Here is a 12,235-nt window from a genome sequence, read left to right on the forward strand (position 1 = left end):
CCGCGCGATATGCTACGTTTGATGCCAGGAAACCGGCGGTTCTCACAGGGAAAAGCCGGCGATCAGAGACAGCCTGTCATTAAGGAGACACTGTGAAGCTAAAAGCATTGGCTATGGCCGCAATGGTCGGATTAGGGACGTTACCGATGGCGCTGCAGGCGGCTGAAGTGCCTGAAGGGCCGCACGTCGTCACCTCCGGCACCGCCAGCGTGGACGCCACGCCGGATATCGCCACCCTGGCGATCGAAGTGAGCGTCTCCTCCAAAGACGCCGCCCAGGCGAAGAAGCAGGTAGACGAGCGCGTGGCGCAGTACTTTGATTTCCTGCAGAAAAACAACATCGAGAAGAAAGACATCAGCGCCGCCAACCTGCGCACCCAGCCGGAATACGATTACCTGAAAACCGGCGAGTCGGTGTTGAAGGGCTACCGGGCGGTGCGCCAGGTGCAGGTGACTCTGCGTCAGCTGGACAAGCTGAACGAGCTGCTGGACGGCGCGCTGAAATCCGGCCTGAACGAGATCCGCGCGGTGGAGCTGGGCGTCGCCAAGCCGGACGTGTATCGCGAGCAGGCGCGGCAAAAAGCGATCGAGAACGCGACTCAACAGGCCGAATCCCTGGCCAAAGGCTTCCACGCCAAGCTGGGACCGGTGTACAGCATTCGCTACCGGGTCGCCAACTACCAGCCGATGCCGGTGGCGCGGATGTATAAGGCGGCCGGTGCGGCGGCGGAAAGCGACGCGGCGCAAACCTATGAACAGCAAAGCATTCACTTCGACGATCAGGTGGACGTGGTGTTCGAGCTGCAGCGTAACGCCGCGCAGTAAGGTTATCGTATTGAAGAAAAGGTTCGCTGCGGCGAACCTTTTTTCGTTTTAATCCTGGCGGAGCACCTGGTGACCGTGTTCCAGCAGCGCGTCGGTCACTTTGCGCATCATGCGGCTTTCCGGCGCGAAACGGTGCCAGTACAGCATGCGGCGCTGGTATAGCCCGGGCGTCAGATCGATCAGTTCACCGGATGCCAGCTCCTTTTCGATCTGCAGATGCGGGATCATACAGCAGGTGGTGCCCTGACGCGCCAGCTGCACGAAGGCTTCCGATGAGTTCACGATGTGGCAGGGCACGCTGCCCGGCGACAGATCGAAGTTCTGCTGCAGGAATGCCTGATGCATGTCGTCGAGATGATCGAAGGCCACCGCCGGCGCTTTCAGCAGCGCGGAGCGGGTGACGCCGTTCGGGAAATAGCGCTCGGCGAAGCCGCTGGAGGCCACGAACAGGTAGTCCAGCGCCCCCAGCCGATCCACCAGGCAGCTCGGCAGCGGCTGCGGCTGAATACTCACCGCGCCCACCACCTCACCGCGGCGCAGCCGCTCCTGGGTGCGGGTTTCATCTTCCACCTGCAGATTCAGGCGAATGGGGGAGTCCGCCAGCACTGGCTTCAGCGCCGGCAGCAGCCAGGTTGCCAGACTGTCGGCGTTGACCGCCAGCGACAGCAGCAGCGGCGTATCGACGCCGGTGTCATTGCCGAGCCACTCTTCCTCCAGCAGCTCCACCTGATGCAGCAGCGCCAGCAGCTTTTGCCCTTGTTCGGTCGGGCGCGGCGGCACGGTACGAACCAGCAGCGGTTGGCCGAACAGGTTTTCCAGCTGTTTGATGCGTTGGGATACCGCCGATTGCGTGATACAGAGTTTTTGCGCGGCGCGCTCGAAGCCGCGCTCACGGATCACCGCGTCCAGCGCTTGCAGCGTACGATAGTCTGGGCGTTTCATCGGAAAGATATCCCTTAAATTAGAATGATACCGGCACTATGCCACATTTTGCGCACGGCGCAGGTGGAAAAATCACGCCCCCAGCTCGCCGCCAAGCGGGTAAAAATGCGGGCTGCGGTAAATAAGTGTGATCCTGCCGGCGTGAAAAATAGCGTTTTACCCTATAATACGCACACGTTTTCGTACAGAGGCAAGGGACATATTATGACGCAGGATGAACTGAAAAAAGCGGTGGGCTGGGCGGCGCTGGAATACGTGACGCCGGGCACCATCGTCGGGGTCGGCACCGGTTCTACCGCCGCCCACTTTATTGACGCGCTGGGCTCCATCAAGCACCAGATCGAAGGCGCGGTGTCCAGCTCAGACGCCTCCACCGCCAAGTTGAAAAGCCTCGGCATCCACGTGTTCGACAGCAACGAAGTGGACTCGCTCGATATCTACGTGGACGGCGCGGACGAAATCAACGGCCATATGCAGATGATCAAGGGCGGCGGCGCTGCGCTGACGCGCGAGAAGATCATCGCCGCCATCGCCAAGAAATTTATCTGCATTGTCGACGCCAGCAAGCAGGTGGACGTGCTGGGCAAGTTCCCGCTGCCGGTGGAAGTGATCCCGATGGCTCGCTCTTACGTGGCGCGCGAGCTGGTGAAACTCGGCGGCCTGCCGGAGTATCGCCAGAACGTGGTGACCGACAACGGCAACGTGATCCTCGATGTGCATAACCTGAGCATCACCGACGCCATCGCGCTGGAGAACAAGATCAACGGCATCGCCGGCGTGGTGACCGTGGGGCTGTTCGCCAACCGCGGCGCGGACGTGGCGCTGGTCGGCACCCCGGAAGGCGTGAAAGTAGTCAAATAAGCCTCTGCCGTCTGTGGCCCGGTAGCGCCGGGCCGCATAATTCTTCGGTTAAAATATCTTTTCTGAAAAACGGCAAATTTGGTGACTTATGTCACATTGTGAAAGCTGACTCCCCAAAGCTTCTGCTGAAAACTTTCCCTATGGCATTTTCTGCCGTAAACCGCCATCAACGCTGCGCCTTGTCCTGCCGGGCAGGCAATCGTTTGTATTGCCGCCCGCGTTATTTTTGTTATGTTGGATGGGAGCTGTGTCGTCACAGCCGCTTCTGAAGTCTGAACATAGGGTCGGGTAAATGGCAAAAGTATCATTGGAGAAAGACAGGATTAAATTCCTGTTGGTGGAAGGGGTTCATCAGAGCACGGTCGATAATTTACGTGCCGCCGGTTATACCAACATCGAATACCACAAAGGTGCGTTAGACACCGAATCGCTGAAGGCATCCATCCGCGATGCACACTTCGTCGGCATCCGATCGCGTACGCATCTGACCGAAGAGGTGTTCGCCGCCGCAGAAAAACTGGTGGCGGTGGGCTGCTTCTGCATCGGCACCAACCAGGTTGATCTGAAAGCGGCGACCAAACGCGGTATTCCGGTCTTCAACGCCCCCTTCTCCAATACCCGATCCGTGGCCGAAATGGTGCTGGGCGAGCTGCTGTTGATGCTGCGCGGCATTCCGGCCGCCAACGCCAAGGCGCACCGCGGCGTGTGGCACAAATTGGCCGTGGGCTCTTATGAGGCGCGCGGCAAAAAGCTGGGCATCATCGGCTACGGCCACATCGGCACCCAGCTGGGCATTCTGGCCGAAGGGCTGGGCATGAAAGTGTTCTTCTACGATATCGAGAACAAACTGCCGTTAGGCAACGCGCAGCAGGTGCGTCATCTGTCCGATCTGCTCAATATGAGCGACGTGGTGACGCTGCACGTGCCGGAAACGCTGGCCACCAAGAACATGATGGGGGCGGAAGAGCTGGCGCTGATGAAGCCGGGCGCGATTCTGATCAACGCCTCGCGCGGCACCGTGGTGGATATTCCCGCGCTGTGCGACGCGCTGGCCAGCAATCACCTGGCGGGCGCGGCGATCGACGTCTTCCCGGAAGAGCCGGCGACCAACAGCGATCCGTTCAACTCGCCGCTGTGCGAGTTCGATAACGTGCTGCTGACGCCGCACATCGGCGGTTCCACGCAGGAAGCGCAGGAGAACATCGGCGACGAAGTGGCCGGCAAGCTGGCGAAATACTCCGACAACGGTTCGACTCTGTCCGCCGTCAACTTCCCGGAAGTGTCGCTGCCGGCGCATGGTCCGAACGCCAGCCGCCTGCTGCACATCCACGAAAACCGTCCGGGCGTGCTGACGCAGATTAACCAGATCTTCGCCGAAGAGGGGGTTAACATCGCCGCGCAGTATCTGCAAACCGGGCCGGAAATCGGCTACGTGGTGATCGACATCGAAGCGGAAACCGCGCGCGCCGACGCCGCGCTGCAGCGTATGAAGGCCATCGACGGCACCATTCGCGCCCGTCTGCTGTTCTGATTCGGCGGCTCGCCGCAACGAAAAAGGCCGGAGCGATCCGGCCTTTTCTATTTGGGCTCGTGCCACGCCCAGCTGCAGAGCGGGGTGAGGATTTCCGGCAGCGGGATATCCCAGTGCTCGGTCGGCAGGTGCTCCACCTGCTGGCAATCATGGGCCAGGCCGATGGGATAGGGGCCGCCGCTGCGCCAGTTTTGCAGGGTGCGATCGTAAAAACCGCCGCCCATGCCCAGACGCTGTCCGGTATGATCGAATGCCACCAGCGGTGTCAGCACCACCTCCAGTTCGCCCAGCGGTAACACCTGGCGCACATCGAGCCGCGGCTCGAGAATATTGAAGCGGTTGCGCACCAGCGGTGTTTCCGGCGCATAGCGCAGAAACAGCAGGTGTCCTGAACTGAACGGATGCAGTACCGGCAGGTAAACCTGTTTGCCGAGCGTCCACAGACGCTCGATCAGCGGCCCGGTGTCGAGTTCGCCGTCAAACGACAAAAATACCGCGATGTTGTGCGCGGCCTGAATACGTGTGTGCGCGGCGAGGCGTTCGGTTATCTTGTCTGCGGCAAAGCGTTGCTGGCCCGGCGTAAGCTCGCGCCGACGTTGGCGAATGAGTTGACGAATGGCTTGGCGCTGCTGCGCGAATTGGGGTTGAAAAGACATCGTATCAGGCTTGCTCAGTGTGGCGTTCAGCACACATAAACCGCTGAGAAGGGGAATCTCCGAGATGCCGTCGCAGGCTGTAACCCTTGAACCCATGGTTCAAGGTGAACGTGCCGTCGCAATCTTAAGGCTTCTCGGCGCACCGAGCGTGCTCACCGATCGCGGAGCAACACATTCTGTTTGTACTAAATATCGGCTCAGGGGACTGGCCCGCTGGCGAACATCTCAGAGAAATTTTGTACTCGTTGCTGAAACTTTGATTTCAACAACTTAAGTTATTCGAATTGTGCATCCTGACGTTCAGAGATGCGACCTTGTTCAAGCAGCGCTTGTTCAATGGTCTGCTGCAGCATCCGTATGCGTTGTTCCATATTGGACGCATAGTCACGGGTTTTCAACCGTTCTTGAGCAAGTTCGTGACAGACGTTCAATGCCGCGATGAAAACCAGTTGCTCAGTATTGGAGACTCTAGTGCGAACTTTAAGATCTTGCAACCGTTGGTTAAGATCGTCCGCCGCCATATTCAACGCATCTTGTTGTTCTGGCGGGCAATTGACTCTTAACGAGCGGCCAAAAATTTGAATATCTACCGGTTGTGCAGACATGCCACCTTCCTGCCTAAATTTCGCGCCAGCCTTGTCCGCCCTGGCCGGGCCGTCAAAGCGGGCGCCACTATATATACCTCGGTACCAAGATACAACCCCTTTTTCAGTACCTGGTTGTAATCTACTGTGGCGCACATTGCCAGTCAAAAAAGGGTTTCAAAATGCGTATTTACCGCACTTTCGTCACCCGCCGGCGCAGTGTGAAACCTGCCACATCGCGATTATAACTAGCCACTGAGGTGTCGCGCTTATCTGGTATAGCGACGGACCTTGGTGGTAGCATAACACGAACTTATCCTGCCAACGATGACGAATGCGCATGTCTATACAGAATACATTTCCAAGTTACCAATCTTTGACCGTGGCCCTCAACCAGCAGTCGGTGGCGCTGACCGCGGCAGAAATGCACGGCCTGATCAGCGGCCTGCTGTGCGGCGGCAGCCGTGACGCCGGCTGGCAGGCGCTGGTGCACGATCTGACCAACGAAGGCGTCGCCTTCCCGCAGGCGCTTAGCCAACCGCTGCAGCAGCTGTATGAAGTGACGCGTGACACGCTGGAAGATGACGAATTCCTGTTCCAACTGATGCTGCCTGAAGGGGAGATCGTTAGCGTGTTCGATCGCGCCGACGCGCTGGGCGGTTGGGTCAACCACTTCCTGCTCGGGCTGGGCATGATGCAGCCGAAGCTGGCTCAGGTGAAAGACGAGGTCGGTGAAGCGATCGACGATCTGCGCAACATCGCGCAGCTGGGCTACGACGAAGACGAAGATCAGGAAGAATTGGAACAGTCGTTGGAAGAAGTGGCGGAGTATGTGCGGGTTGCCGCCATCATGTGCCACGGCGAATTCACCCGTCACAAGCCCACGGCGCCGGAAAACATCAAACCGACGTTGCACTAAACGTTCTATCGCCCCTCCGCCGGCGGTGCGGATGGCATGATTTCAGGAGAAGGTAATGACTCAGCAGGAATTCAACAACCGCCGCCAGGCGCTGTTGGCGAAAATGGCGCCGGCCAGCGCGGCGGTTATTTTCTCTGCGCCGGAAACGACGCGCAGTGCAGATTCAGACTATCCCTATCGGCAGAACAGCGACTTTTGGTACCTGACCGGCTTCAATGAGCCGGAAGCGGTGCTGGTGCTGATTAAAAGCGACGAAACGCACAACCACAGCGTGTTGTTCAACCGGGTGCGCGATCTGACGGCGGAAATCTGGTTTGGCCGCCGCCTGGGGCAAGACGCCGCGCCGGCGAAGCTGGGCGTGGATCGCGCGCTGCCGTTCGATGAAATCAATGACCAGCTGCACCTGCTGCTCAACGGCCTGGACGTGGTCTACCACGCGCAGGGCGAATACGCCTATGCCGATCAGATCCTGTTCGGCGCGCTGGACAAGCTGCGCAAGGGGTTCCGCCAGAGCCTGCAGGCGCCGGCCACCGTTACCGACTGGCGGCCGTGGCTGCACGACATGCGGCTGTTCAAGTCGCCGGAAGAGCTGGCGGTGATGCGCCGCGCCGGTGAGATCAGCGCGTTGGCGCATACCCGCGCGATGGAAAAATGCCGCCCAGGCATGTTCGAATACCAGCTGGAAGCGGAAATTCATCATGAATTCACCCGCCTCGGCGCCCGTTACCCGTCTTACAACACCATCGTCGGCAGCGGCGAAAACGGCTGTATCCTGCACTACACCGAGAACGAGAGCCAGATGCGCGACGGCGATCTGGTGCTGATCGACGCCGGCTGCGAGTACCAGGGGTACGCCGGCGACATCACCCGCACCTTCCCGGTCAACGGCAAGTTCAGCCGGCCGCAGCGCGCGGTGTACGACATTGTGCTGGCGTCGCTGCAGCGCGCTTTGGAACTGTTCAAACCCGGCACCAGCATTCGCGAAGTCAATGACGAAGTGGTGCGCATCATGGTGGTCGGGCTGGTGGAGCTGGGCGTATTGAAAGGTGAAGTCGACTCGCTGATCGCCGAGCAGGCGCACCGTCAGTTCTTCATGCACGGGCTGAGCCACTGGCTGGGTCTCGATGTGCACGACGTTGGCCACTACGGCACGCCGAGCCGCGATCGGCTGCTGGAGCCGGGCATGGTGCTGACCGTGGAGCCGGGGCTGTACATCGCGCCGGATGCGGACGTGCCGGCGGAGTACCGCGGCATCGGCATCCGCATCGAGGATGATATCGTGATCACCGCCGACGGCAATGAAAACCTGACCGCCACCGTGGTGAAAGACGCCGATGCCATCGAGGCCTTGATGGCGGCGGCAAGGTCGTAGCATGAGCGTTATTATCGTTGGCGGCGGTATGGCGGGCGCGACGTTGGCGCTGGCCATTTCGTCGCTCACTCAGGGAAGAATGGCGGTGGATCTGGTCGAGGCGACCCGGCCGGATGACCGCAGCCACCCAGGTTTTGACGCCCGCGCCATCGCATTGGCGCAGGGTACCTGCCAACAGCTGGCGCGCATCGGCGTTTGGCCGGCGCTGCGCGATTGCGCTACGCCGATCACTCAGGTGCACGTCAGCGATCGCGGGCACGCCGGCTTCGTGAATCTGCAGGCGCAAGATTATCAGGTCGATGCGCTCGGCCAGGTGATCGAACTGCACGACGCCGGGCAGCGGCTGTTCGCGCTGCTGGCCAAGGCGCCGGGTGTCACGCTGCACTGCCCGGCGCGGGTGGTGGACGTGATCCGCACCGCAGAGCGGGCGGAAGTGCTGCTGGACAACGGCCAGCGTCTGCGCGGGCAGCTGCTGGTGGCGGCCGACGGTTCGCGCTCTGCGCTGGCGCAGGCCTGCAACGTGCAGTGGCGGCAGGAGGACTATCCGCAGTTCGCCACCATCGCCAACGTCACCACGGCGGAAGATCCGCAGGGGCGCGCCTTTGAGCGCTTTACCCGCTATGGGCCGCTGGCGCTGTTGCCGATGTCGCAAGGGCGCAGTTCACTGGTGTGGTGCCATGCGCGTGAAGATCGCGTCCAGGTGGATGCCTGGGACGACGAGCGCTTTATCGCCGAGCTGCAACAAGCTTTCGGCTGGCGGCTGGGGCGTATCCTCAAGGCCGGTAAACGGCACAGTTATCCACTCGGGCTGCTGACCGCCGATCGCCATGTCAGCCACCGGCTGGCGCTGGTGGGCAACGCGGCGCAAACGCTGCATCCTATCGCCGGGCAGGGGTTCAACCTTGGCCTGCGCGACGTGATGTCGCTGGCGGAAACGCTGGCGGAAGCGGCAGACAGCGGCGAAGACGCCGGCGGTTACGCACTGCTGAGCCGTTATCAGCAGCGGCGGCAAAACGATCAACAGGCGACGATCGGCGTGACCGACGGGTTGATTCATCTGTTCGCCAACCGTTATGGCCCGCTGGTGATTGGGCGCAATCTGGGGCTGATGGCGATGGAACGTTTGCCGGCGATACGCGATGCCTTCGCCAAGCGTACGCTGGGCTGGGTGGAACGTTAGAGACATGGTCGGGCGCTTTAACGCGCCCAAAGCGCGGCGCGGCAAGGCGTCGCGCGTTATTTAAGGAAATCGAGCAGCATGCAATCATTTGACGTGATTATCGCCGGTGGCGGTATGGTGGGGCTGGCGTTGGCCTGCGGCCTGCAGGGCAGCGGGCTGCGCGTGGCGGTGCTGGAGCAGCGCCAGCCGGAGATGGCGCCGCCGTCGGAACAGCCGGCCCTGCGCGTCTCCGCCATCAATGCCGCCAGCGAGCGTTTGCTGCAGCACATCGGCGTGTGGGACGACATTCTCCAGCTGCGCGCCAGCGCCTACAATGCGATGGAAGTGTGGGATCGCGACAGCTTCGGCAAGATTGCTTTCCGCGGCGACGAGTGCGGCTTCAGCCACCTCGGCCACATCATCGAAAATTCGGTGATCCAGCAGGCGCTGTGGAAACGCGCCGAAAGCCTGTCGGACATCACGCTGATTACCCCGGCCGCGCTCAAGCAGGTAGCATGGGGCGAAAATGACGCCTTCGTCACGCTGGAGGACGGGCGCATGCTGACCGCCCGGTTGGTGATCGGCGCCGACGGCGCCCAGTCGTGGCTGCGCCAGCATGCCGATATCCCGCTCACCTTCTGGGATTACCGTCACCACGCGCTGGTGGCCACCGTTCGCACCGAAGAACCGCATCAGGCGACGGCGCGGCAAATTTTCCACGGCGACGGCATTCTGGCGTTCCTGCCGTTCAGCGATCCGCATTTGAGCTCTATCGTCTGGTCGGTGACGCCGGAAGAAGCCGAACGGCTCAAACGGCTGGAACCGGAGCAATTCAACCGCGAACTGGCGATGACCTTCGACATGCGCCTGGGGGCTTGCAGCCTGGAAAGCGAACGGCTGGCGTTCCCGTTGACCGGCCGCTATGCGCGCAGCTTCGCCGCGCACCGCCTGGCGCTGGTGGGCGATGCGGCGCATACCGTGCACCCGCTTGCCGGGCAGGGCGTGAACCTGGGCTTTATGGATGCCGCCGAGCTGATTTCCGAACTGCGCCGCCTGCAGCGGCAGGGCAAGGATATCGGCCAGCACCTCTATCTGCGCCGCTATGAGCGCCGCCGCAAACATGGCGCGGCGGTGATGCTGGCCAGCATGCAGGGTTTCCGCGAACTGTTTGACGGCAACCACCCGGCCAAAAAGCTGCTGCGCGACGTGGGCCTGCGGCTGGCGGACAGCCTGCCGGGCGTCAAGCCTAAGCTGGTGCGTCAGGCGATGGGCCTGAACGATCTGCCCGAGTGGCTTGCCTGATCCCTTCCTTCTGCGGGCCCGCACCGGGCTCGCGCTTCTCGCCTTATTCCATCGCTTTTCCTTATATAACCCTTCATTTGAAATAATCTAATTTCAGCCGCTTTTTATCATTACTTTTTCTAATTCCATGTTCGGTTATCAAAAGTCGGGATCCCATGCGCGGCCATCTGTTTGTTATATAACTTCGGCGTTTTACCGCTTTAATTGTTAATTTTGTGCCTTAAGGCGCATTTTTCCAGTGAAAAACTCTGCACACTACCCCGGCATTTTACCGCACGGGAACGGCGATGAGCCTATTTTAACTTATGGTTAATGTGGTCGTTCGGTGATAAGTTCGAGGGAAAGGTATCGTTTGCGTCACGGCGGTTACACGCAGTTTCCGCCCGTCCCGGCGCAGCATTTGTGTTGAGCAGTCAGTGCGCCATGGCGATCGGGCCGCGAGCCAGGCTCCGCCGCATTGCGTGGCAGCACCCTAACTTCTAGCGACGAGTGGAAAGAGGGAAAAGATGGCAAAGCAAACCCCACTGTACGACCAGCACGTGGCGTGCGGTGCGCGCATGGTAGACTTTCACGGCTGGATGATGCCGCTGCACTACGGCTCGCAGCTCGATGAGCACCACGCGGTGCGTCAGGATGCCGGCATGTTCGACGTGTCTCACATGACCATTGTAGATCTGCACGGCGCCCGCACCCGCGAGTTCCTGCGCTACCTGCTGGCGAACGACGTCGCCAAACTGACCCAACCCGGCAAAGCGCTGTACACCGGCATGCTGAATGCCTCCGGCGGCGTGATCGACGACCTGATCGTTTATTTCCTCACTGAAGACTATTTCCGCCTGGTGGTGAACTCCGCCACCCGCGACAAAGACCTGGCCTGGATCGAAGAGCACGCCGCGCCGTATGGCGTCGCGCTGACGGTGCGCGACGATCTGGCGCTGATCGCAGTGCAGGGCCCGCAGGCCAAAGAGCGTGCCGGCACCCTGTTCACCCCGGAACAAAAAAGCGCGGTCGAAGGCATGAAGCCATTCTTCGGCGTGCAGGCCGGCGAGCTGTTCATCGCCACCACCGGTTACACCGGCGAGGCCGGCTATGAGATCGCGCTGCCGAAAGAGCAGGCGGCGGATTTCTGGCAAAAATTGCTGGCCGCGGGCGTCAAGCCGGCCGGTCTGGGCGCGCGCGACACGCTGCGTCTGGAAGCGGGCATGAACCTCTACGGGCAAGAGATGGATGAAGGCGTTTCGCCGCTGGCCGCCAACATGGGCTGGACCATCGCCTGGCAGCCGGAAGATCGCCGTTTCATCGGCCGCGAAGCGCTGGAGCAACAGCGCGAGCAGGGCACCGAGCAACTGGTCGGCTTGATCATGACGGAAAAAGGCGTATTACGTAATGAGCTGCCGGTGCGTTTCACCGACGCGGCGGGGCAAACCCACGAAGGCGTGATCACCAGCGGCTCGTTCTCTCCGACGCTGGGCTTCAGCATCGCGCTGGCGCGCGTGCCGGCAGGCATCGGCGAGCAGGCTATCGTGCAGATCCGCAACCGTGAAATGCCGGTCAAAGTGACCAAGCCCGGTTTCGTTCGCGCCGGCAAGCCGCTGACAAATTGATTTTTTATTGATTGATTCTTTTAATTCTTCGAAGGAGTAACCGGCGATGAGCAATGTGCCAACAGAATTGAAATACGCATCCTCCCACGAGTGGGTTCGTGCAGAAGGTAACGGCGTTTACACCGTAGGCATCACCGAACACGCGCAGGAACTGCTGGGCGATATGGTGTTTGTCGATCTGCCGGAAGTGGGCCGCAGCGTCGCCGCCGGTGAAGATTGCGCCGTGGCGGAATCCGTCAAGGCGGCGTCGGACATTTACGCGCCAATCAGCGGCGAAATCGTGGCGGTGAACGGCGAGCTGGAAAGTTCCCCGGAGCTGGTCAACAGCGAACCTTACGGTGACGGCTTCCTGTTCCAGATTAAAGCCTCCGACGAAGGCGAGCTGGCGAACCTGCTGGACGCCGCGGCTTATCAGGCCTCGATCGACGAGTAATCGTGACCACGCCCCAGGCCTCTCGGCCGGGGCGTTTTAGTTACCGTT

At 60.7% G+C, this 12,235-nt stretch carries 12 protein-coding genes and 1 other RNA gene; 9 read left to right on the plus strand and 4 right to left on the minus strand.

Going from position 1 to position 12,235, the window contains the following annotated elements:
• Window positions 1-92 precede the first annotated feature (92 nt).
• Window positions 93-824, plus strand: coding sequence for an oxidative stress defense protein (locus N6G83_RS33455; protein ID WP_025160209.1), 732 nt, complete (start codon window positions 93-95; stop codon window positions 822-824).
• Window positions 825-872: 48 nt separating this feature from the next.
• On the opposite strand, the gene N6G83_RS33460 is transcribed toward N6G83_RS33455, so the two are convergent.
• Window positions 873-1,766 carry a LysR family transcriptional regulator ArgP gene (locus N6G83_RS33460; RefSeq protein ID WP_004931613.1) on the minus strand — a complete coding sequence of 298 codons (894 nt, stop codon included), beginning with the start codon at window positions 1,764-1,766 and terminating at the stop codon, window positions 873-875.
• 204 nt (window positions 1,767-1,970) lie between these two features.
• Between N6G83_RS33460 and rpiA the strand changes: the two genes are divergently transcribed.
• Together rpiA and serA are read left to right on the plus strand one after the other, a co-directional pair.
• Entirely contained in the window at window positions 1,971-2,627 is a 657-nt protein-coding gene (gene rpiA / locus N6G83_RS33465) for a ribose-5-phosphate isomerase RpiA (RefSeq protein ID WP_025304157.1), read from the plus strand.
• A 292-nt stretch (window positions 2,628-2,919) separates the two neighbouring features.
• Window positions 2,920-4,158 (plus strand): phosphoglycerate dehydrogenase, encoded by a 1,239-nt coding sequence (gene serA, locus N6G83_RS33470; protein ID WP_025304156.1) that lies wholly within the window; start codon window positions 2,920-2,922, stop codon window positions 4,156-4,158.
• 47 nt (window positions 4,159-4,205) lie between these two features.
• Here the strand turns inward: serA and N6G83_RS33475 are convergent, their stop codons facing one another.
• The 3 genes from N6G83_RS33475 to zapA form a co-directional block, all read right to left on the minus strand.
• Window positions 4,206-4,814, minus strand: a complete 609-nt coding sequence (locus N6G83_RS33475) for a 5-formyltetrahydrofolate cyclo-ligase (protein WP_089196241.1) — start codon at window positions 4,812-4,814, stop codon at window positions 4,206-4,208.
• A 52-nt stretch (window positions 4,815-4,866) separates the two neighbouring features.
• Window positions 4,867-5,049, minus strand: a non-coding RNA gene (ssrS, locus tag N6G83_RS33480) — 6S RNA.
• Window positions 5,050-5,089: 40 nt separating this feature from the next.
• A complete protein-coding gene (gene zapA / locus N6G83_RS33485) occupies window positions 5,090-5,419 on the minus strand; it encodes a cell division protein ZapA (protein WP_004931621.1) in 330 nt (109 codons plus the stop codon).
• A gap of 319 nt (window positions 5,420-5,738) precedes the next feature.
• Between zapA and N6G83_RS33490 the strand changes: the two genes are divergently transcribed.
• From N6G83_RS33490 to gcvH, 6 genes are all read left to right on the plus strand, one after another.
• Complete coding sequence (locus N6G83_RS33490; RefSeq protein WP_049296197.1) at window positions 5,739-6,317, plus strand: YecA family protein; 579 nt, start codon at window positions 5,739-5,741, stop codon at window positions 6,315-6,317.
• A gap of 55 nt (window positions 6,318-6,372) precedes the next feature.
• Window positions 6,373-7,689 carry a Xaa-Pro aminopeptidase gene (gene pepP / locus N6G83_RS33495; protein ID WP_025304153.1) on the plus strand — a complete coding sequence of 439 codons (1,317 nt, stop codon included), beginning with the start codon at window positions 6,373-6,375 and terminating at the stop codon, window positions 7,687-7,689.
• Between the two features lies 1 nt (window position 7,690).
• Window positions 7,691-8,869: a 2-octaprenyl-6-methoxyphenyl hydroxylase gene (gene ubiH / locus N6G83_RS33500; RefSeq protein WP_025304152.1), complete on the plus strand. Its 1,179-nt coding sequence runs from the start codon at window positions 7,691-7,693 to the stop codon at window positions 8,867-8,869.
• Window positions 8,870-8,947: 78 nt separating this feature from the next.
• A complete protein-coding gene (gene ubiI, locus N6G83_RS33505; RefSeq protein WP_025304151.1) occupies window positions 8,948-10,150 on the plus strand; it encodes an FAD-dependent 2-octaprenylphenol hydroxylase in 1,203 nt (400 codons plus the stop codon).
• Window positions 10,151-10,656: 506 nt separating this feature from the next.
• On the plus strand, window positions 10,657-11,754 hold the full coding sequence (gcvT, locus tag N6G83_RS33510; RefSeq protein WP_004931631.1) for a glycine cleavage system aminomethyltransferase GcvT: 1,098 nt from the start codon (window positions 10,657-10,659) through the stop codon (window positions 11,752-11,754).
• Window positions 11,755-11,800: 46 nt separating this feature from the next.
• On the plus strand, window positions 11,801-12,187 hold the full coding sequence (gene gcvH, locus N6G83_RS33515; protein ID WP_025304150.1) for a glycine cleavage system protein GcvH: 387 nt from the start codon (window positions 11,801-11,803) through the stop codon (window positions 12,185-12,187).
• Window positions 12,188-12,235: the final 48 nt, after the last annotated feature.

The sequence above is a fragment of the Serratia sp. PL7 genome (genome assembly GCF_945957435.1).

What these genes read in the sequence shown, in the direction of transcription:
- N6G83_RS33460 (WP_004931613.1), bottom strand. Translation starts at nt 1,766, where the DNA reads ATGAAACGCCCAGACTATCGTACGCTGCAAGCGCTGGACGCGGTGATC.
- rpiA (WP_025304157.1), top strand. Translation starts at nt 1,971, where the DNA reads ATGACGCAGGATGAACTGAAAAAAGCGGTGGGCTGGGCGGCGCTGGAA.
- serA (WP_025304156.1), top strand. Translation starts at nt 2,920, where the DNA reads ATGGCAAAAGTATCATTGGAGAAAGACAGGATTAAATTCCTGTTGGTG.
- N6G83_RS33475 (WP_089196241.1), bottom strand. Translation starts at nt 4,814, where the DNA reads ATGTCTTTTCAACCCCAATTCGCGCAGCAGCGCCAAGCCATTCGTCAA.
- zapA (WP_004931621.1), bottom strand. Translation starts at nt 5,419, where the DNA reads ATGTCTGCACAACCGGTAGATATTCAAATTTTTGGCCGCTCGTTAAGA.
- N6G83_RS33490 (WP_049296197.1), top strand. Translation starts at nt 5,739, where the DNA reads ATGTCTATACAGAATACATTTCCAAGTTACCAATCTTTGACCGTGGCC.
- pepP (WP_025304153.1), top strand. Translation starts at nt 6,373, where the DNA reads ATGACTCAGCAGGAATTCAACAACCGCCGCCAGGCGCTGTTGGCGAAA.
- ubiH (WP_025304152.1), top strand. Translation starts at nt 7,691, where the DNA reads ATGAGCGTTATTATCGTTGGCGGCGGTATGGCGGGCGCGACGTTGGCG.
- ubiI (WP_025304151.1), top strand. Translation starts at nt 8,948, where the DNA reads ATGCAATCATTTGACGTGATTATCGCCGGTGGCGGTATGGTGGGGCTG.
- gcvT (WP_004931631.1), top strand. Translation starts at nt 10,657, where the DNA reads ATGGCAAAGCAAACCCCACTGTACGACCAGCACGTGGCGTGCGGTGCG.
- gcvH (WP_025304150.1), top strand. Translation starts at nt 11,801, where the DNA reads ATGAGCAATGTGCCAACAGAATTGAAATACGCATCCTCCCACGAGTGG.